This is a genomic window from Streptomyces sp. NPDC058008, assembly GCF_042886395.1.
Taxonomy (GTDB): domain Bacteria; phylum Actinomycetota; class Actinomycetes; order Streptomycetales; family Streptomycetaceae; genus Streptomyces.
Genome location: NZ_JBHVQX010000005.1, coordinates 55,155 through 74,178, shown reverse-complemented (window position 1 = coordinate 74,178; position 19,024 = coordinate 55,155). Strand labels below are relative to the sequence as shown.

Annotated in this window: 24 protein-coding genes; 7 read left to right on the top strand and 17 right to left on the bottom strand. The window is 72.8% G+C overall.

Going from position 1 to position 19,024, the window contains the following annotated elements:
* The first annotated feature begins 421 nt into the window (after positions 1-421).
* On the top strand, positions 422-1,015 hold the full coding sequence (locus ACFVS9_RS06510; protein ID WP_389930554.1) for a DinB family protein: 594 nt from the start codon (positions 422-424) through the stop codon (positions 1,013-1,015).
* 202 nt (positions 1,016-1,217) lie between these two features.
* Here the strand turns inward: ACFVS9_RS06510 and ACFVS9_RS06505 are convergent, their stop codons facing one another.
* Positions 1,218-1,850 carry a TetR family transcriptional regulator gene (locus ACFVS9_RS06505; protein ID WP_389930551.1) on the bottom strand — a complete coding sequence of 211 codons (633 nt, stop codon included), beginning with the start codon at positions 1,848-1,850 and terminating at the stop codon, positions 1,218-1,220.
* Positions 1,847-2,620 carry a TetR/AcrR family transcriptional regulator gene (locus ACFVS9_RS06500; RefSeq protein ID WP_383115734.1) on the bottom strand — a complete coding sequence of 258 codons (774 nt, stop codon included), beginning with the start codon at positions 2,618-2,620 and terminating at the stop codon, positions 1,847-1,849. Before ACFVS9_RS06500 ends, ACFVS9_RS06505 begins: the two co-directional genes overlap by 4 nt.
* A gap of 96 nt (positions 2,621-2,716) precedes the next feature.
* Between ACFVS9_RS06500 and ACFVS9_RS06495 the strand changes: the two genes are divergently transcribed.
* Positions 2,717-3,685, top strand: coding sequence for an ATP-binding cassette domain-containing protein (locus tag ACFVS9_RS06495; RefSeq protein WP_383115735.1), 969 nt, complete (start codon positions 2,717-2,719; stop codon positions 3,683-3,685).
* Entirely contained in the window at positions 3,678-4,451 is a 774-nt protein-coding gene (locus ACFVS9_RS06490) for an ABC transporter permease (protein ID WP_389930546.1), read from the top strand. Before ACFVS9_RS06495 ends, ACFVS9_RS06490 begins: the two co-directional genes overlap by 8 nt.
* On the opposite strand, the gene ACFVS9_RS06485 is transcribed toward ACFVS9_RS06490, so the two are convergent.
* Positions 4,419-5,342 (bottom strand): helix-turn-helix domain-containing protein, encoded by a 924-nt coding sequence (locus ACFVS9_RS06485; RefSeq protein ID WP_389930543.1) that lies wholly within the window; start codon positions 5,340-5,342, stop codon positions 4,419-4,421. The genes ACFVS9_RS06490 and ACFVS9_RS06485 overlap by 33 nt on opposite strands.
* Positions 5,343-5,430: 88 nt before the next feature.
* On the opposite strand from ACFVS9_RS06485, the gene ACFVS9_RS06480 reads away from it, so the two are divergent.
* Entirely contained in the window at positions 5,431-5,799 is a 369-nt protein-coding gene (locus ACFVS9_RS06480; protein WP_383115738.1) for a nuclear transport factor 2 family protein, read from the top strand.
* A gap of 199 nt (positions 5,800-5,998) precedes the next feature.
* Positions 5,999-6,826, top strand: a complete 828-nt coding sequence (locus ACFVS9_RS06475; RefSeq protein ID WP_383115739.1) for an alpha/beta fold hydrolase — start codon at positions 5,999-6,001, stop codon at positions 6,824-6,826.
* A 31-nt stretch (positions 6,827-6,857) separates the two neighbouring features.
* On the opposite strand, the gene ACFVS9_RS06470 is transcribed toward ACFVS9_RS06475, so the two are convergent.
* From ACFVS9_RS06470 to ACFVS9_RS06460, 3 genes are all read right to left on the bottom strand, one after another.
* Entirely contained in the window at positions 6,858-8,114 is a 1,257-nt protein-coding gene (locus ACFVS9_RS06470) for a GNAT family N-acetyltransferase (RefSeq protein WP_383115740.1), read from the bottom strand.
* 79 nt (positions 8,115-8,193) lie between these two features.
* Positions 8,194-9,171, bottom strand: a complete 978-nt coding sequence (locus ACFVS9_RS06465; RefSeq protein WP_383115741.1) for an asparaginase — start codon at positions 9,169-9,171, stop codon at positions 8,194-8,196.
* A gap of 52 nt (positions 9,172-9,223) precedes the next feature.
* On the bottom strand, positions 9,224-9,901 hold the full coding sequence (locus ACFVS9_RS06460) for an ABC transporter substrate-binding protein (protein WP_383115742.1): 678 nt from the start codon (positions 9,899-9,901) through the stop codon (positions 9,224-9,226).
* 115 nt (positions 9,902-10,016) lie between these two features.
* On the opposite strand from ACFVS9_RS06460, the gene dtd reads away from it, so the two are divergent.
* The gene (gene dtd, locus ACFVS9_RS06455; RefSeq protein WP_383115743.1) at positions 10,017-10,466 is read left to right on the top strand and encodes a D-aminoacyl-tRNA deacylase; all 450 of its coding nucleotides are present in this window, start codon (positions 10,017-10,019) and stop codon (positions 10,464-10,466) included.
* Positions 10,467-10,503: 37 nt separating this feature from the next.
* Here dtd and ACFVS9_RS06450 read toward each other — a convergent pair whose 3' ends face one another.
* Genes ACFVS9_RS06450 through ACFVS9_RS06440 form a run of 3 tightly spaced genes read right to left on the bottom strand, consistent with a single transcriptional unit; the run spans position 10,504 to position 12,589 of the window.
* Positions 10,504-11,469 carry a YgfZ/GcvT domain-containing protein gene (locus tag ACFVS9_RS06450; protein WP_389930537.1) on the bottom strand — a complete coding sequence of 322 codons (966 nt, stop codon included), beginning with the start codon at positions 11,467-11,469 and terminating at the stop codon, positions 10,504-10,506.
* 30 nt (positions 11,470-11,499) lie between these two features.
* The gene (locus ACFVS9_RS06445; protein ID WP_383115745.1) at positions 11,500-11,964 is read right to left on the bottom strand and encodes a Fur family transcriptional regulator; all 465 of its coding nucleotides are present in this window, start codon (positions 11,962-11,964) and stop codon (positions 11,500-11,502) included.
* Between the two features lie 52 nt (positions 11,965-12,016).
* On the bottom strand, positions 12,017-12,589 hold the full coding sequence (locus ACFVS9_RS06440; RefSeq protein WP_383115746.1) for an FABP family protein: 573 nt from the start codon (positions 12,587-12,589) through the stop codon (positions 12,017-12,019).
* 335 nt (positions 12,590-12,924) lie between these two features.
* Between ACFVS9_RS06440 and ACFVS9_RS06435 the strand changes: the two genes are divergently transcribed.
* Positions 12,925-13,287 (top strand): DsrE family protein, encoded by a 363-nt coding sequence (locus tag ACFVS9_RS06435; protein ID WP_383115747.1) that lies wholly within the window; start codon positions 12,925-12,927, stop codon positions 13,285-13,287.
* 18 nt (positions 13,288-13,305) lie between these two features.
* On the opposite strand, the gene ACFVS9_RS06430 is transcribed toward ACFVS9_RS06435, so the two are convergent.
* The 8 genes from ACFVS9_RS06430 to ACFVS9_RS06395 all read right to left on the bottom strand — a co-directional run bounded on the left by ACFVS9_RS06430 (position 13,306) and on the right by ACFVS9_RS06395 (position 18,976).
* A complete protein-coding gene (locus ACFVS9_RS06430; RefSeq protein WP_383115748.1) occupies positions 13,306-13,695 on the bottom strand; it encodes a DUF3099 domain-containing protein in 390 nt (129 codons plus the stop codon).
* A 121-nt stretch (positions 13,696-13,816) separates the two neighbouring features.
* Positions 13,817-14,104, bottom strand: coding sequence for a DUF1416 domain-containing protein (locus ACFVS9_RS06425; protein WP_383115749.1), 288 nt, complete (start codon positions 14,102-14,104; stop codon positions 13,817-13,819).
* 48 nt (positions 14,105-14,152) lie between these two features.
* On the bottom strand, positions 14,153-14,992 hold the full coding sequence (locus ACFVS9_RS06420; protein ID WP_383115750.1) for a sulfurtransferase: 840 nt from the start codon (positions 14,990-14,992) through the stop codon (positions 14,153-14,155).
* Positions 14,993-15,140: 148 nt separating this feature from the next.
* A complete protein-coding gene (locus tag ACFVS9_RS06415; RefSeq protein WP_350751515.1) occupies positions 15,141-15,221 on the bottom strand; it encodes an Ms5788A family Cys-rich leader peptide in 81 nt (26 codons plus the stop codon).
* Positions 15,222-15,474: 253 nt separating this feature from the next.
* The gene (locus tag ACFVS9_RS06410) at positions 15,475-16,170 is read right to left on the bottom strand and encodes a DUF2993 domain-containing protein (protein ID WP_389930532.1); all 696 of its coding nucleotides are present in this window, start codon (positions 16,168-16,170) and stop codon (positions 15,475-15,477) included.
* Between the two features lie 133 nt (positions 16,171-16,303).
* Positions 16,304-17,719 (bottom strand): hypothetical protein, encoded by a 1,416-nt coding sequence (locus ACFVS9_RS06405; RefSeq protein WP_389930530.1) that lies wholly within the window; start codon positions 17,717-17,719, stop codon positions 16,304-16,306.
* Between the two features lie 10 nt (positions 17,720-17,729).
* Positions 17,730-17,984, bottom strand: coding sequence for a MoaD/ThiS family protein (locus ACFVS9_RS06400; protein ID WP_383115405.1), 255 nt, complete (start codon positions 17,982-17,984; stop codon positions 17,730-17,732).
* 41 nt (positions 17,985-18,025) lie between these two features.
* Positions 18,026-18,976 (bottom strand): alpha/beta hydrolase, encoded by a 951-nt coding sequence (locus tag ACFVS9_RS06395; RefSeq protein WP_389930527.1) that lies wholly within the window; start codon positions 18,974-18,976, stop codon positions 18,026-18,028.
* Positions 18,977-19,024: the final 48 nt, after the last annotated feature.

Sequence of the window (19,024 nt, the reverse complement as noted above, 5' to 3'; positions counted from 1 at the left end):
GTGAACCCGTCCGCCGTACCTGCTACTTCGGGATGCCCCGCGAGGCAGGTCACCGACCGGCGGAACGCCGCCGGGGCCGGCAGGTCAGGCCGACAGAGCACGCCGGCGCTCCACCTCACCGGGAGCGGCCCGGCGGCCACCGCCCGGGAGCCGAAGCGCTCAGGCCGAGGGGCTCCGTCGCGCGCCGCCCATGCCGTCCAGCCGCCCACCGGCCCGGCGAACTACCCTGCGGCACAGCGCCGTTCAGCAGTGACGGCCTCACGCCGCGGGCCCTGCCCCCAGGAGCCGGTGAATCGCCTCCGCTGCGGAGGGCCGCCGCCCGCTCCCGTTCGGCGGACTCACGGAGGACCGCCCTCCCGCCCCTCCGGGTGACGGCGAACAAGTCGGTGGACAGGGACAGTTCCGTCAGCAGACTGGTCCCATGACAGTCACCCACGCCAGGACCGACCTCCGCCTCTCCCTCCAGTCGGCGCGTGACGCCCTGCTGTGGAAGCTCGACGGGCTCTCGGAGTACGACGCCCGGCGCCCGCTGACGCCGACCGGCACGAACCTTCTGGGCCTGGTCAAGCACGTGGCCAGCGTGGAACTGGGGTACCTCGGTGACACCTTCGGGCGGCCGTCCGGCGAGCCGCTGCCGTGGGTCGCGGACGGGGCGGAGCCCAACGCCGACATGTGGGCCACCGCCGAGGAGTGCCGTGAGCAGATCACGGGGCTCTACCGCCGGGCGTGGGCACATGCGGACGCGACGATCGAGGCACTTCCGCTGGACACCGTCGGCACGGTGCCGTGGTGGCCGCAGGACCGGGCCCGCGTGACGCTGCATCACGCCGTGGTGCGCGTGATCGCCGACACGCATCGGCACGCCGGGCACGCCGACATCGTCCGGGAACTGATCGACGGCGCCGTCGGGATGCGCGAGGACAACAGCTCCGTGCCGCCCGGTGACGCGGCCTACTGGCAGGGCCACCGCGACCGGCTGGAACGGTCGGCCCGCGACGCCGACCGGGGTGCGTGAGGCGGACGGGAGCGGAGAACGCGACACCCGACCGGCACTTCCGGGCCCCGCACCACACGGACGGGGCCGAGGACCGCCGCGCGGGGCCGGCGGCCGCAGTCCCGGGCCCCGCATTCCGGACCCCGGACCTCGATCCCGGAGGACGTCGCCGACACAGGCACCGGTCCGGCCTCGCTGCCCGGCCGGGTGACCGGGCCCGGCCTCACCTGCGGGAAGGAGCGGACAGCCCCTTCCCCAACTGGGCGAAGGCGAGGCCCGCCGACGCCACCGCGTCCCCGTGCACCTGGTCCGCGCTCTCCCCCGCGTCGATCCGCCGCCAGTTCTCCTGGGCCAGGATCCGCAGTACGGCGATGATCTGGCCCGCCGCGAGCCGCGCCGCCACCGGGGTTCCGGGGTCCAGGGCGCGGGCCAGCGCCGCCTCGGAGCGGCTCTGGTACCCGTACAGGCGGGCGACGAGCGACGGGGTCCCGTAGAGCAGCCGGTGGAAGGCCAGCACCTGGGGGACGTCGCAGAGTCCGGTCACCGGGTCACGCCGGTCCAGGCCGTCCAGGAAGTGGCGGCGCAGGGCGTCCAGGGGGGAGACGCCGTCCGGGCGGGCGGAGACGACACGGGCCGCCTCGTCCTCGTGATCGGCGAACCGGTGCAGGACCAGGTCCTCCTTGGCCGGGAAGTAGCGGAACAGCGTCGGCTTGGAGATGGCGGCCGCCGCCGCCACCTCGGCCACCGAGACCTGGTCGAAGCCCCGCTCCAGGAACATCGAGATCGCCGCTTCGGAGACCGCCTGGTAGGTCAGCCGCTTCTTGCGTTCCCGCAGGCCGGTCCTCTCGGCGGTCATGACGGCGCACCCTTCCCGATGAGGACCTCGACCCCGTCGAGGATCCGTTCGAGGCCGAACGCGAAGTCGTGGTCGCCGTCGTCGGGCCCGCTCATGACGTCGGAGGCCAGCAGTGCGGACAGTGCCGGATGACGGGTGGGGTCGACGAGCCGTTTCACCGTCCGCTCCCACTGCGCCATCACCTCCTGGGCCGGGACGCCCTTCGCCTCGACGGCGGCGGCGAGGTCACTCATCAGCAGGGCCTCGTTCCGCACGAAGCCCTCGACGAGGAGGATGACGGAGATCTTGTCCCCCTCGTGCAGCCCGCTGCCCTCCAGCGCCTGGAGGCCCTGCTCCCACCAGGCGACCGAATGCGGGCTGGCCGGCGGGCCCGAGATCGGGATGCGCAGGGACCACAGGCTGCGCCGGAACATCCGCCGCTGGGCCCACGCCCACTGCCGGAGCGCCTCCCGCCAGCCCGCGCCGTCCTCCAGGGCGGGCAGCGGCGCGGGGACGCCCATGGCCGCCTCCCGCATGAGAACGTACAGCTCCTCCTTGGCGGAGACATAGCGGTAGAGCGACATCGTGGAGACGCCCAGCTCCTTGGCGACGCGGCCCATCGAGACGGCCGGCAACCCCTCCGACGCGGCGACCGCGACGGCCGCCGCCACGATGCGGTCCAGCGTCAGGCCCGGCTTCGGCCCCTTGACCGGCCGGTCGCGCAGCCCCCACGCGGCCTCGATGCTGGCCGGCAGGCCGGTGCCGCCGGACTCGCTGCTGTTCTCCGTCACGCGAAGCCGCCTTCCCCATGAATGGCTTGCCACCATCCTAGGTTTGCGTAATGCTTACGCAGTAACGCGTACGCCATACGCATAAGGGGGGTCATCATGAACACGGCCACGAGTGACGTCATGATCGAGGCGCACGGCCTGACCAAGTCCTACGGAGGACCGCGGGCGCGGGTACGGGTCCTGGACGGCGTCGGCCTCCGGGTCGCCCGTGCCGGGATCCACGCGCTGCTCGGCCCCAACGGCGCCGGCAAGACCACGACCGTACGGATCCTCGCCACCCTCACCACCGCCGACACGGGCACGGCGCGCGTCGCCGGGCACGACGTCGTCGGCGCCCGGCGCCAGGTGCGCCGCGCCATCAGCCTGACCGGTCAGTTCGCCGCCGTCGACGAGACGCTGACCGGTGAGGAGAACCTGCGGATGATGGCCCGGCTGTCCGGCCGGACGCGCGCCCGGGCACGCCTCCGGGCCGAGGAACTCCTCGCCCGCTTCGGCCTCACCGACTCGGCCCGCCGGCCGGCCCGTACCTACTCCGGCGGGATGCGCCGCCGCCTGGACCTCGCGGCGGGACTGGTCGGCTCGCCCGAGCCCGGCGTCCTCTTCCTCGACGAACCCACCACCGGCCTCGACCCGCGCAGCCGGCGCGAACTCCGGCAGGTGGTCCGCGACCTGGCCGGCCGGGGCGCCACGGTCCTGCTCACCACGCAGTACCTGGAGGAGGCCGATCAGCTCGCCGACCGCGTCACCGTCCTCGACAGGGGCGGCGTCGTCGCCGAGGGCACTCCGGAGGACCTGAAGTCACGGGTCTCCGGGCATCGCCTGGACCTCGTCCTCACCGGCCGCGCGGCCTACCTCCGGCTCGCCGGCCGCGCCGCGCACCGCTCCCCCGAGACCCTCACCCTGGGCTTCCCCACCGACGGCACGGCCGCCCACGCCCGCGCCCTGCTCGACGAGTTCGACCCGCACCGCACCGACGTCGCCCGCTTCTCCCTGCGCACCGCGACCCTCGACGACGTGTTCCTCGCACTCACCACCGGCACGACGGAGGTGCCTTCCCGTGTCTGACGCGCCCGGAGTCCTCACCCGCACCACGGTCATGGCGGGCCGCAGCCTGCTCATCAGCCGCCGCAACACCGACGCCGTCATCACCTCGATGATGCTGCCGGTCCTGCTGATGCTGGTCTTCGTCCACTTCTTCGGCGGAGCGATCGACACGGGCGCCGCCTACGACTCGTACGTCATGTACGTCGTCCCGGGCGTCCTGTTCCTGTGCGCCGGCTTCGGCTCCGCCACCACCGCGGTGGCGGTCAGCGAGGACATGAGGGGCGGCATCATCGACCGGTTCCGCTCCCTGGACATCGGCGGGTCGCCGATCCTCGCCGGCCACGTCGTGGCGAGCACGGTGCGCAACCTCGTCTCCACCACGCTGGTGTTCGGCGTCGCCCTGCTCATCGGCTTCCGCCCCGAGGCCTCCCCGGCCGGCTGGTTCGCCGTCGTCGCCGTGCTGATCGCGTACATCGTGGCCCTGTCCTGGATCTCGGCGGCGGTCGGACTGCTCGCCCGTACACCGGAAGCGGCCGGCGGATTCACCTTCTTCATGTCGTTCCTGCCCTATCCGAGCAGCGCGTTCGTGCCGGTCGACACCATGCCGGGCTGGCTCCACGGCTTCGCCGACCACCAGCCGGTCACCCCCGCCATCGAGTCCCTCCGCGGGCTCCTCCTGGACCGGCCGGTGGGCAACGCCCCCTGGACCGCGCTCGCGTGGGCGGCCGGGATCCTGCTGGTGGCCGTCGCCCTGTCAGGGGTGCTCTTCAGGATCCGGACGCGGTGACCCCACGGGTGAAGGTCCGTCCTCCTCCGTGGGACGCCGCACCGGACCCGGCTCCGGCCGGGTGCCGGCCATCCTCCGCAGGACGGCGGCGCTCCCGGCGTCGGCCGGGTAGTAGGACTCGACCGAGATCTCGTCGAGCACGATGTCCTGAGGAGTCCCGAACGTCGTGACGGTCGAGAACAGCCGCACCTCGCCGCCCGCGAAGCGGAAGACCATCGGAGTCGCCACCTCGGACCCCGGTCCCCCGGGCGGACGGCCGGGGCCGTCCCCGTACTCCCGGCCGTTCCCCCGGCCCCGGCCGAGCTCCGGCCCCGGCCCCTGCTCCGGCTCGGCGAAGAACTCGTCGTACAGGGCGGCCACCACCGGGTCCCCCGTCCGCCGGACCTGGCGGGACAACCGCGCGCGGAACAGTGAGCGGACCTCCTCCAGATTGACGATCAACGGGGCCAGACCGCGCGGATCGAGCCCGAGCCGCACCATGTTGACCGGTTCGGCCAGCAGCCCGGGATCGACGCCCGCGAGGAAGTGCTCGACCGGCGCGTTGAACATCACGATGTTCCAGCGCCGGTCCACGACCAGCGCCGGATAGGGCTCGTGCGCGCTCAGCACCCGGACCAGGGCGTCCCGGACGGCCGCCATGTCCGGCCCGTCGAGCGGCCGCTCGTGATAGCGCGGCGCGAACCCCGCCGCCACCAGCAGGCGGTTGCGATGCCTCAGGGGCACGTCGAGCCGGTCGGCGAGCCTGAGCACCATTCCGGCGGTCGGCCTGGACCGGCCCGTCTCGACGAGGCTGACGTAGCGCGGTGACACACCCGCCCCGAGCGCCAGCTCCATCTGGCTCAGCCGCCTGCTGTGCCGCCACTCGCGCAAAAGACCGCCCACGGTGTCCACCGCACCGACCTTAGGGCGTGGGCGCGGCCCGGGCCCATGAACTCCGAGTTCATCGACACCCCCCGGCCGCACGCCCACACTTCCCCTCATGAGCACTGACAACAAGGAACTCGTCCTCGCCTGCGTGGAGTCGTACGGCCAGGGCCGCCTCGACGAGGTCGCGCCGCTGCTCCGTGACGACTTCGCGGACCACGGGCTGCCGTTCCGGACGTCCACGAAGGCGGACTGGCTCGCGGTGGCCCGGGAACTGCCCCTCGCCGGGATGCGGGTGGACATCCGCCGTCTCGTGGCGGAAGGCGACCACGTGACGATGTTCTCCCGGCGGTGGCTTCCCGCCGCCGGCCTCGACATCGCGGTGGCCGACGTCTTCCGCGTCCGGGACGGGCTGATCGCCGAGCGCTGGGAGATCGTCGAGCCCGTCCCGGCGGGCGGGCCGGACCCGGTGGCGGCCCTGTGAACCGCCCGCACGAGGGCCGGGGAGAGGGCCGCGCTCCGCCGAGGTGCGCCCGGTGCGGGGATGTGGAAGATGGGACGGGGGGATGGCAGAGGCTCGTTCCACGCCGCCGCACGGCACCCGGCCGCCGGGGCGCGGAGAGCTCGCCACCGATGCGGACACCCGGTCACGGACCGGCCTCCGCGGACCCGGGAGGTACGTCATGCCGATCTGCACGACCCGCGATGGTGTCGACATCTTCTACAAGGACTGGGGCAACGGCCGCCCCGTGGTCTTCATCCACGGCTGGCCGCTGAACGGCGACGCCTGGCAGGACCAGCTCAAAGCGGTCGCGGACGCGGGCTTCCGCGGCATCGCGCACGACCGCCGCGGCCACGGCCGCTCGACCCCGGTCTACGAGGGCTACGACTTCGACACCTTCGCCGACGACCTCGACGACCTCATCACCCAGCTCGACCTGCGGGACGTCACGCTGGTCGCGCACTCGATGGGCGGCGGCGAGCTGGCCCGCTACATCGGCCGGCACGGCACCGAGCGCGTCAAGTCCGCCGTGCTCCTGTCCGCGGTGCCGCCGCTGATGCTCCAGGGGCCCGACAACCCCGAGGGCGTCCCGCAGTCGGTCTTCGACGGCATCAAGAAGGGCATCCTGGCCGAGCGCTCCCAGTTCTGGAAGGACGCCTCCGTCGGGTTCTTCGGCGCGAACCGTGAGGGCAACAAGGTCACCCAGGGCAACAAGGACGCCTTCTGGTACATGGCCATGGCCCAGACCATCGAAGGCGGCGTGGACTGCGTGGACGCCTTCGCCTCGACGGACTTCCACGAGGACCTGAAGAAGTTCGACATCCCCACCCTCGTCGTCCACGGCGACGACGACCAGATCGTGCCCATCGACGCGACCGGCCGCAAGACCGCGCAGCTGGTGGCGAACGCGACGCTCAAGGTGTACGAGGGCGGCTCGCACGGCATCGCGCTCGTCCCCGGCGACAAGGAGAGGTTCAACAAGGACCTCCTGGACTTCCTCAAGAGCTGAGGCCGCTCCGGGCCCCGTCCCCGGAGACGTCTCAGAACACGTCCGGGCACCACGCACGCCGTGGTGTCCGGAACGCCGTGTCCGCCCTCGCCGCGGCCCCCGCCCGGTTCTCGTCGAGCCTGCCCAGCGCCGCGAGCCGCACCGGCGACCCGTCTCCCAGGCTGAGCGTGGCCAGCTCCGCCACGTCCAGGGTGAGGTCGGCCTCCCGGCCCGTGGGAACGCACGAGGCGCCGGACGCCGACGTCTCCAGCAGGAAACGGCCGCCCGCCAGGCCCGAGGCGTCCCGGACGTCCAGGACGAGGGCGCCCTCGGTCGCGTACGTACGCGCCTCCAGGAGCCGGGGGACGTCCAGGACGCGCAGCCACAGCCAGTCGGCCTGGGTCACGACGCGGGCGGCGCGCGGGTCCGGGAGGAACAGCGGCAGCAGGTCGTCAGGGGCGCGGTAGCCGGTGCGGACCGTGGTGATCCAGTCGATCGAGCAGACGAACTGCCACAGGGCGCGCTCCGCGGCCGGGGTCACGGCGATCATGCCCGTCACCGTCGCCTTGTTGAGCGGCTGCTTCGCGTCGCCCCAGTGGTCGTCGGCGCGGTAGGCGATCAGCCCGTCGGTCTCCCCGTCCGCCGACCGGTACACCGCGTAGAACGGCTCCGTCCACGTCTCGAACGGCGGGACGTCCACCCCCGTGTTACGCAGCCACCAGCGCTCGTCCCGGGAGACCACACCGTGCTGGCGGGCCGCGAGGCGGCCGTGCAGCTCGGGTCCCAGCTTGCGTACGTCGGCCCCGTCGACCAGCTCGATCCGGCCGCCGTCCGCCTCGGAGGGGATCCGCGCGCGCGGGTCCAGGCCCGCCCGGGGGACGTCGATCTCCCACTCGGTGGCCCAGGCCGCCGGGCCGAACCCGTACCGCCCGTAGATCGGGTACTCGGCGGCGATCAACGAGGCGACCACGTCGCCGCGCTCCTTCGCCGCCGCCAGGTCCGTGGCCATCATCCTGCTGAGGAGCCCGCGCCGGCGGTGGGTGGGGGTCACCGTCACCCCGGTGACCGCGTCGGCCGGCACCCTCGCGCCGCCGGCCACGGTCAGCTCCTGCGCGAACGACCGGAAGGTGGCCACGCAGCGTCCGGCGTCGAACACGCCCTGGACACGGGCGAGATCGGTGTGGGCCAGGCGCACCGCGACCTCCTCCTCCCCCGGCACCGCCGCCGACGCCCGGAGGAATCCGGTCCCCACGGCGCGCAGCCAGTCGGGATAGTCGGCTGCGGAGACGGTACGCGGATCAAGGCTCATGCGGCCCACGCTAGGCACAGGCCGTCCGGGTTGTCGCCCGCTTTTCCGGGCGCCCCGGCGCGGTGGCCCCGGGGGACGCTCAGAACGCCGCCCGGATCGCGCCCACCTCCGCGGCGCCGCCCAGCAGCGGTGCCCGGCCGATCCGGGAGACCACCGGGGCGTCCACGCCGAGCAGTTCGAGCGAGCGGGCCAGCACCGGGCCCAGGGCGCGGGTGGAACCGTCGTCGATCTTGAAGGCCAGTGCCCTGCCGTCGGGGAGCGCCACCGCCTGGACCGCCTCCGCGCCCATCTTGGAGAGCGTGCCCGGAACCTCCCGCATCAGCCAGGTGTCCGGCCGCCGCGTGCCCGCGACGTACTCCGGGTGCGCGCGCATCGCGTCCGCGACCCGGCGCTCCGCCGAGCCCGGCTCCGCCAGCACGAACGAACGGAACGCGCGGGCGAGGCCCACCAGCCCGATCGCCATCAGCGGGGCCCCGCAGCCGTCGGTGCCGATCGCCGCGACCGGCTCGCCGGCCGCCTCCGCGACCACCTCGCCGACCAGCCGCTGCAACGGGTGGGCCTGGTCGAGGTAGGTCGCGGTGTCCCACCCGTTGCGCACACAGACGGCGAGCATCGCGGCGTGCTTGCCGGAGCAGTTCATCGTGAGCGGCTCGCGCACCTTTCCGGCGGCGAGGTACGCCTCCGCCTCGACCGGGTCCAGCGGAAGGTCCGGCGGGGTCTGGAGGTCCTCCGGCGTCAGGCCGTGCTCGGAGAGCATCGTGCGCACCAGGTCGAGGTGGAAGGGCTCGCCCGAGTGGCTGGCCGCCGCCAGCGCCAGGCGCTCGCCGGAGAGACCGAGCCCGGCCCGCAGGATCGCGGCGGCCTGCATCGGCTTGTTGGACGAGCGCGGGAAGACCGGGCCCGCCGGGTCACCGAGCGCCAGCTCCACGCTCCCGTCCGCGGCCAGGACGACCAGCGACCCGCGGTGGCGGCCCTCGGTGAAACCGGACCGCACGACCTCGGCCAGGACCGGGGACACGGACGAGGAGGACGACGACGGGGCTATGAAGGAGGTCATGGGGCGGGCGGCCTTCCGGGGACGGGCGTGACCCGCCCCCGGAAGGGTCGCTTCAGGCGAGCAGGTCCTCTACTTGTGCTTCCCCGTCACGGTACCTGCGGGCGATCTCCGCGCTGCAATCGTCGACGGCCCGCTGGAGCCGGTGACGGCGCCGGGACACCTGCTGCTCGTAGCGCACGAGCCGCCCCATGGCCGTCAGGAGCTCTTCGTCCGTCCGGGCGTCGAGGTCGGAGAGGCCGATCTCGGCGAGCGTGTCCGCCGCCAGCTGCCGGTACTCGTCGCTGCGCGGGGTGGTGAGGGTGACGTGCCGCACCGAGGAGCGGTGCACGGACGGGGTGTCGGCGAGGATCTCCGAGAGCCGGTCCACCACGGGCGCCTCCGGATCCACCCGCCGGGCCAGCTCGGCCCGCAGGATGTCGATCCGCCCCTGGACCAGACGGCGTACGTAGCTGAGGTCCGCCTCGTCGCGCTGGGCGTCACGGCGCACCGTGCGCAGTTCCGGCAGCCGCAGCCCGCCGAATTCCGGCTGCGGACGGACGGAGGCCAGTCCTTCGACCGCACCGCCCCCGGTCTGGCCGGGCACGGACACCGCTCCGGGCAGGTGTACGGGCGGCGGGATGGGCGGCTGGCCCGGTGCGGCAACGGTCCGCTGCACCGGCGGCCGAGAGCCGGCGGCGGTGCGCGTCCTCGGTACGGCGCCGGGTGATCGCCCGGTTCCACGTGTCGTCATGATGTTCCGTCCCCTCGACCGGTGCGTCGGCACACCGACACCGTGCATCGTGCCACTACGCACGGTGTTCACGCAGGTGCTCTGTACCCGTTCAGCCCAAGATAGGTTGGTCTGTATGCGTGCAGTGATACAGAGAGTGGACGGCGCGAGCGTCACCGTGGCGGGCGCCGCGGACGGCTCGCCGGGGGCCGGGACGGTCGGCGAGATCGTCGGCGAGGGGCTGTGTGTGCTGGTGGGGGTCACTCACGGCGACACCGCGGAGAAGGCGGCGCAGCTCGCCCGCAAGCTGTGGACCCTGCGGATCCTGGAGGGCGAGAAGTCCTGCTCGGACGTGAATGCACCGCTTTTGGTCATTTCGCAGTTCACCCTCTACGGGGACGCCAGGAAGGGCCGCAGGCCCACGTGGAACGCCGCCGCACCGGGCGAGGTCGCCGAGCCGCTGGTCGACGAGGTCGTCGCCCGGCTGCGGGCGCTCGGTGCCCAGGTGGAGACGGGCCGGTTCGGGGCGGACATGCGGGTCTCGCTCACGAACCACGGCCCGTTCACCGTACTCGTCGAGGTGTAGCCGCGCGGACACGGCCGGACGGACGGGCGTAGCGCCCCTACGGCTCGACGACCGTCTCCTGTGCCGCCGCCGTGTCACCCGCGATCAGCTCCGCGTCCACCGCGACGTTCCGCTTCACCAGGGCCAGGGCGATCGGCCCCAGCTCGTGGTGGCGGGCCGAGGTGGTGACGAAGCCGAGCTGGCGGCCCTCCTCACCGTCGGCCGCGAGCCGGACCGGCGTCCCGTGGCCGGGCAGGTGCACCTCGCTGCCGTCGAGGTGCAGGAAGACGAGGCGGCGCGGCGGCTTCCCCAGGTTGTGGACACGGGCGACCGTCTCCTGCCCCCGGTAGCAGCCCTTCTGGAGGTGCACGGCGGTACCGATCCAGCCCAGCTCGTGCGGGATGGTGCGGTGGTCGGTCTCGAAGCCCAGACGCGGCCGGTGCGCCTCGACGCGCAGCGCCTCGTACGCCAGGATCCCGGCGGCCGGGCCGTGCGCGGCGGCGAACTCCTCCAGGGCGGCCCGGGGCAGGAAGAGGTCGCGGCCGTGCGGCGTCTCGCGCACCGCCACGGCGTCCGGGGCCTCCGCGATGGAACCGGCCGGCAGGTGCGCGACGGCGAGGTCCCCGGTGCGGTCGGCGACCTCGACCCGGTAGAAGAACTTCATCGACTCCAGGTACGCGATCAGCTCGCCCTGGGTCTCCGGCTCGGCGTGCATCCAGACCGTCGTGCCGTCGTCGACCAGGTAGAGGGCGTGCTCGATGTGCCCGTTGGCGGAGAGGATCAGCGCCTCGGTCGCCTGGTTCGGGGCGAGGTCGCTGACGTGCTGGGTGAGCAGCAGGTGCAGCCAGGCCAGCCGGTCGTCGCCGGTGACCGTGATGACCGCCCGGTGGGAGAGGTCGACGAAACCGCTGCCGTCGGCGAGTGCGCGTTGCTCACGGAACAGGTCGCCGTAGTGCGCGGCGACGCCTTCGTCGCGCCCTTCGGCGGGGACGGCGCCGGGCAGGGACAGCAAGGGGCTCTTCATGCGACCAGCGTACGACCCGTCCGCCGGGACCTACCGCCCGCTGTCCGGTCCCTCCGGCGGCCCGGACCCCGCCGCCTGGGCGGCGGCGCAGTCGGCGCAGCGCCCGAAGATCGCGAAGTGCTTCATGTCGGTCTCGAAGCCGAAGGTGCCGCGCAGCTTCTCCGTGAAGTCGGCCACCACGTCCACATCGGCCTCGATGACGTTCGCGCAGTCCCGGCAGACGAGGTGGATGTGGTGGTGGCGGTCCGCGAGGTGGTACGTCGGGGCGCCGTGGCCGAGGTGGGCGTGGCTGACCAGCCCGAGCTCCTCCAGCAGCTCCAGGGTCCGGTAGACGGTGGAGATGTTCACGCCCGACGCCGTCCGGCGCACCTCGCAGAGGATGTCGTCGGGTGTCGCGTGCTCCAGCTTGTCGACGGCCTCCAGGACGAGCTGGCGCTGAGGCGTCAGCCGGTAGCCACGCTGCCGAAGATCGGTCTTCCAGTCGGTGCTCACCACAGGCCCAGTGTAGGGCGGGGCGGCCGCGGGCCGGCCGGTCCGGACGGAACGGCTACTTGAAGAAGGCGATGCCGTCGTCCGGCAGGTCCCCGAGGCCCCTCGCCATCTCGGCGACCTCTCCGGGGGTGACGACCTTCTTCAGGTGCGCGGACATGTACGGCCGCAGCTCCACGTCGGGGGTCGCCTTCTCGCCGACCCACATCAGGTCGCTGTGCACGTAGCCGTAGAGGCGCTTGCCGCCGCTGTAGGGGCCGGAGGCGGCGGTGCGGGCCACCGCGTCGGTGACGATGTCGATCTGCGGCTTCTGCTTCGCGAGCTCGCCGTACCAGACCTCGACGACGCCCTGGTCGCGCACCATGACGATCTCGACCTTGCGGTCCTTGTCGATGCGCCAGTAGCCGGACTCGGACTCCAGCGGCTTGACCTGCTTGCCCTCGGCGTCCAGCACCCAGGAGTGGGAGACGTACTCGAGGAAGTCACGGCCGTCGTGGCTGAAGGTGACCTCCTGGCCGAAGTTGCACTTCTCGGCACCGGGGAAGTCGGAGACGCCCGCACCCGCCCAGTTACCGAGGAGGAAGGCCAGCGGCACGAGGTCCGGGTGGAGGTCGGACGGAATCTCGATCATGAGCGGCTCAGACGATCTGTGAGGGTGTACGGGAGGTGTTCGGCGAGGGTCAGCGCTGGCCCTGGTACAGCTTCTTCACGGTCACGGCGGCGAAGGCGAGCACGCCGACGCAGACCAGGACCAGCAGGGCGGAGAAGAAAGCCTCAAGCACGGGAGCTCCTCGGAACGGACGACATGACGGCAGCGGGCCACCGGGCCCCCAGCCTAATGGGTGGGGGCCCGGCACGGCGGCCCGGGGTTTCTCCCGGGCCGGGTCGGCGGGGGCGCTCCCGGACCGCCCACGGGCCCTGGCCGGCCTCGGGGGAGCCGCCCGGACGGGGATTACCATTCGCTCCATGCCGAAGAAGCTCGTGATCAAGGTGACCGCCGGAGCCGATGCCGCGGAGCGCTGCTCGCAGGCCTTCACCGTGGCGGCCGTGGCCGTCGCCAGCGGGGTCGAGGTCTCGCTGTGGCTGACCGGCGAGTCCGCGTGGTTCGCCCTGCCGGGGCGCGCCGCCGAATTCGAACTGCCGCACTCCGCGCCGCTGCCCGACCTGATCGACTCGATCCTGGCCGGCGGCGGGGTCACGCTCTGCACCCAGTGCGCGGCGCGGCGCGACATCACGGAGCAGGACGTCCTGGAGGGCGTGCGGATCGCCGGCGCCCAGGTCTTCGTGCAGGAGGCCATGGCGGACGGCACCCAGGCCCTCGTCTACTGACCGGCGCGCGGACACCGCCTAGTTGCGGTGGTCCCTGCCGTCGAGCTCGTCCCACCACCGGTCCGACGTCGGATCGCCCGTGGGCTCCTCCCGCGGCGGACGCGGCCGGGACCTCCCCGGTCGCGTGTCAGGAGGACGGGAGTTCGCGGGCCGGGAGTCCCCGGGACGGGATTCCGGGGGCCGGGAGCCCTGGGAGCGGGATCCCGGAGGGGGGTCGTCCCACCAACGGTCGTCCGCTCCACGGCGGTTGGCGACGATCGCCGCGACCGGCGGTATGACCATGGCGACCACGCACATGGCCACGGCGGCCGGGACGGACCACAGACGCACGAAGGCCCAGGCGGAGACGAAGAGGAAGAGGCAGCCGCCCATCATCAGGAAATAGGCGCGCCTTCGCCTGGCGTACATGTCTCCAGCGTAGGGGTCTTCGGCACGGACGCGAACGCTGAACGGCACGGAGGGCCGCACCCCTGCTCAGGTGGCGTCCAACCCCCTGGGGTGCGGCCCTCCGGCCGTATGCGCGCGTGAACTACACGGCGATGGCGACCTCGGCGAGACCACCGGTCCGCGCCACGACCGTGCGGTCGGCCGTGCCGCCCGGAACCAGGGCGCGGAGCGTCCAGGTGCCCTCGGCCGCGTAGAAGCGGAACTGCCCGGTCGCCGAGGTCGGGACCTCGGCGGTGAACTCGCCGGTCGAGTCCAGCAGACGGACGTAGCCGGTGACGGGCTCGCCGTCACGGGTCACGCTGCCCTGGATCGTCGTCTCGCCCGGCTTGATCGTCGACGCGTCGGGGCCGCCGGCCTGTGCTCCACACATGGTGTTCTGTCCTTCGGGTCGGGGTCCTGCTGATCAGGCCCTGCGGAATTACTTGTTGGCGCCGAGCTCGATCGGCACGCCGACGAGGGAGCCGTACTCGGTCCACGAGCCGTCGTAGTTCTTGACGTTCTCCTGGCCGAGGAGCTCGTGCAGCACGAACCAGGTGAGCGCGGAGCGCTCACCGATGCGGCAGTAGGCGATGGTGTCCTTGGCCAGGTCGACCTGCTCGTCCTCGTAGAGGGCCTTGAGCTCGTCGTCCGACTTGAACGTGCCGTCGTCGTTGGCGTTCTTCGACCACGGGATGTTGCGGGCGCTCGGCACGTGGCCGGGGCGCTGCGACTGCTCCTGCGGGAGGTGCGCCGGGGCGAGCAGCTTGCCGCTGAACTCGTCGGGGGAGCGCACGTCGACGAGGTTCAGGCTGCCGATGGCGGCCACGACGTCGTCGCGGTAGGCGCGGATCGACTCGTCCTGGGCCTTGGCCTTGTACGCGGTGGCCGGGCGCGACGGGACGGCGTCGGTCAGGTCGCGGGAGTCGAGCTCCCACTTCTTGCGGCCGCCGTCGAGGAGCTTGACGTTCTCGTGGCCGTAGAGCTTGAAGTACCAGTACGCGTACGAGGCGAACCAGTTGTTGTTGCCGCCGTAGAGGACGACCAGCGTGTCGTTGCCGATGCCCTTCTCGGACAGGAGCTTCTCGAAGCCGGCCTGGTCGACGAAGTCACGGCGGACCGGGTCCTGCAGGTCCTTGGTCCAGTCGATCCGGATCGCGTTCCTGATGTGGTTCTTCTCGTACGCCGAGGTGTCCTCGTCGACCTCGACGATCGCGACCTGCGCGTCGTCGATGTGGGCCTCGACCCAGTCGGCGTCGACCAGAACGTCTGCGCGGCTCATGTGTTTCTCCTCCGGGGCAGTCTGCGGCGGGGTGGTGCTGTGTGCGGGGTGCGAGGTGTACGCGCAGGTGCTCGGAGCCGAACGCGTACGGGAGGCACGGGCGGCCCTGACAGCGTCGAAGGGCCGGGGGAAACGGGAGAGGTCCCGCTCAGAAGGGGCGACAGAGCATGGCGGCGACGCGGCACAGGTCTACTGCCCGCCGCTTCGTGAGGTCCGCCTGTCGCTTCATGTGTCCGATCGTAGGGAGGTACGGGCGGAGATGTCACCGCCGTGTCGGATGATGAGACGGGATCGTCCGCGATGCGGGACGACAAGGTGATGGACTCCCTCCGGCGGCCCGGATCCGGGGGGCCGGGGGTGGGTGGGCGTCAGTGGGACGGACAGGCCTGTCTCATTATCTGGATCGGCCGTCCGGGCCGTCGCCGCTGAGCCCCTACCCCGCCCGCCCGGTGGATATCCACGGCCGGGGCGGGGCCGTGCCGTCAGCCCGCGAGCCGGATGTCCGCGCCGCTCATCGATATCTCCAGGCCGCCCGGCGCCACCTCGATCTTCTCCAGCTCCAGGCCGTCGGGCAGGCCGCCGATCCCGCGCTCGAAGTCGGTCTTCTTCCTGACCAGGCCCTCAAGACCGGGGATGCCTTCTCCCGGCACCTCGTCGGCGTGCACCTTGACGGTGTCGCCGTCGGCCAGGGTGACCGTGGAGAGCACGCTGCGGGTGACCGTCCGGCCGATCAGCGGGATCTCGAACGATCCGGAGACCTTGACCTTGCCGTCGCCGCCGTAGGCCACCGTGATGCCGTCGTCGGCCGCCTCGGTGAGGGCCGCGTACGGGATGACGGCTGTGCCGGTCGCGTGGGAGGCCGTCGCGCTGGTGTACCCGGCGCCCAGCGTCACCTGCCGCAGCTGGGCCCGGATCTCGCTGATCCGGATGTCCCGCCCCGCCGCGCTGGCCCGGATGTCCTTGACCGTGACGTCGACGCGGTCGAACTCCGACCGGGCCGCCTGCGTCAGGAACGGGAAGCCCTTGATCGAGATGTCGGTCGAACCGGCCTCGGCGTCACCGAAGGTGACCCGGCCCTCGGCCTCCGACTCCGCGAAGTACACGGCGGCACGGTCCACGGCGACGAGGACTCCGCCCAGCACCACGGCCATGACCAGCAGTATTCGCAGTGCTCGCATGCCTGTTGTTCCCCCACTCGGACCGGCCGGACCTCTGGTGCACGTGAGCCTACTGCCGCGGTGCGGCGGGCCCGGAGTGATCGACGAGCCCACCGGCCCGGCCGGTTCCCCCGAACCGGCCGGCATCGCGGCGTCAGCCGATCGCCCGGCCGATCAGGTAGACGGCGGGAGCCGCGGCGGTGAGCGGCAGCGCCACTCCCGCCGTCATGTGCACGAAGCGGGACGGGTAGTCGTAGCTCGCGACCCGCAGGCCGATCAGCGCGCAGCCGCCCGCCACGAGCCCGAGGAACGCGGCCTGCGCCCCGAAGTCCGTGAGCGCCCCGCCGACCAGGCCCGCGCCCGCCGAGGCGAGGAGCGCCACGACGACCGAGACGGGTCCGGGCAGCGGCAGGGCCCTGGCGAGCACGGCCACGGCGACCGCGATGCCGCCCACCGTCACCGCGTCCGGGACGGCGGCCAGGTGCCCGGCCGCCAGCACGGCGAGCGCGGCCGACGCGACGGTGGCCGTCAGGCCGTACATCCGCTCGTCGGCCCCGGCCCGGCTGCGCAGCTGGAGGACGATGGTGAGCAGCACCCAGACCCCGAGCGTGCCGAGGATGGCGGCGGGCGCGTTGCTCCGCCCCGCCGCGAGCAGCGCGACGTCGGCCGCGACCCCGCCGGCGAAGGCCAGCGCGATGCCCTGCCTGGCCGGCCACATGCCGTTGAGCCGGAACCACCCCGCGGCCGTCACGGCCTGGAGCAGGACCAGGGGCACGAGCAGGGCGTAGGACCCGATCGCGGCACCGAGGGCGAGGAGCAGGCCGAGGCCGGCCGTGATCGCGGCGGGCTGCATCCCCGGCGCGATGATCGGCGAGCGCCCCTCGGCGCGGGCCCGCTGGGCATCGGTGATCCTGCTGTTGCCCAGGGTGGTGGGCGCGCTGTACCCGGTGTCACCGGAAGCGGCCGGGACGGCCGGAGCCTCGTGGGCGACCGGGGCCGCCGGAACCGCCGGGGCCTCGGGCGGCAGCGGGTAGCCGCCCTGCGTGTGGGACGCGGGAGGCGCAGGGGGCACGGCCTGCTGCCGTGGCCGGACGGTCGGCTGGTACTGCGTGTCCCAGGTCTGGCCCTCCCACGTCTGGGCCGCCCCCTGGCCGCCGGGGCCCTGGGAGGCGTCCGAGGACTGCGGCTCCGGGTACACGGCGGGCTGCTGAAGGCCGTACGCGGGCTGCGGGCCGTATCCGGGCTGCGCGGGCTGCTGCCCGTACGGCGGCCGCGGGTGGCTCTGCGGCTGTCCGTAGCCGGGCTGCTGCCCGCTCTGCTGCCCGTAGCCCGGCTGCCCGCCCTGCTCCCCGAACGCCGGGGCGGCCGGGCCGTAGGCCTGCTGCCCCGGGTACGGCTGCCCCTGCCCGGGGTCGTAGGGCTGCTGCCCCTGCCCCGCGCCGTACGGCTGCTGCTGAGCCTGCCCCGGGTCGTAGGGCTGCTGTCCCTGCTGTCCCTGCTGACCCTGGTGGTCCGGGTAGCGGTGGTCGTGTCCCGGGTCGTACGGATACTGCTGATCGCTGTTGCTCATGGTCTGCGGTTCACCCTCCTGCGAACGGCGGGAGCACCTCGACCGTGCCGCCCTCGGCAAGCCGTACGGTCTCATGTCCACGGGTCCCCACAGGATTCCCGTCGATCAGGAACGAGCATCGGAGCAGTACGCGCGTCAGCTCACCCGGGTGCCGCTCGCGCGCCCCGGCGAGCGCCTCGGCGAGTGTCTCCGCCGTGTACGGCTCCTCCGCGGTCCCCGCGGCGGCCTTGGCCGCGGCCCAGTAGCGGATCGTGCCCGCTGCCATGGCGGCACCCCTTTCGTCGTACGTCGACTGCCCATCATGGATCACGCCGACTCCGTCCAGTCGGCGATACGGGTCAGCAGCCCCTCGTCCGCGGCGTTCTCCGCGTGGCCCATGCCGCGCTCCAGCCAGAGCTCCGCTCCCTCCCCGGCGGCCGCCTTCAGCATCCGGGGGTGGTCGACGGGGAAGTACGGGTCCCGGTCGCCGTGCACGATCAGCAGCGGCGCGGTGATCAGCGGGACCGCCTCGACCGGCGAGAGCGGCACCGGGTCCCAGTCCTCGCGGTGGATGCGGGTGCGGAAGCCGAGGCGGCCGACGAGCCGCCCCAGGGGACGGGTGACGACCCAGTGCAGGCGGCGCATCGGGGCCGTACCTCGGTAGTACCAGCGGGCCGGCGCGCTCACGGCGACCACCACATCCGCACGGGCATCCGCGCGCCCACCCGAATGTGCCTCAATGCGCCCCTCGTGCGCCTTCTGCGCCCCACTGCGCCGCTCCCCCCGTTCGGCCTCCGCCGTTCCCGATTCCCCGACGCGGGATTCACCGAATTCCACAGCCGTATACAGAGCCGCGTGCCGGAGCACCACGGAACCGCCCATGGAGAAGCCGACCGTAACGACGCGGCGGTGTCCGAGGGAACGCGCCCAGCTCACCGCGGCGGCCAGATCGAGTACCTCGCGGTCGCCCACCGTGGACCGCCCGCCGGACCTTCCGTGCCCCCGGAAGGAGAACGTGATCACGGCCGCACGCTGGGCGAACACGGCGGCGGCCCGCAGCAGCGCCGGCCGGTCGGCGGCGCCGGTGAAACCGTGTGCGAGGACGACGGCGGTCCCTCCGGGAGCGGGGTCCCCGGAGGGCCCGGAACCCGCCGTACACGGGGTGTACACCGCCTCGATACGGACCCCGTCACCGGCCCGCAACGTGGCGCGCCGGGGCCCGCGCGTGATCGAGGGAACAGAAGAACTCAGGAATCGACCCTCGGACACAGAACTCATGTGGGCTATTCTGCTGCGAAGAGGATCCGGGCAAAGCAGCCCCCGGGT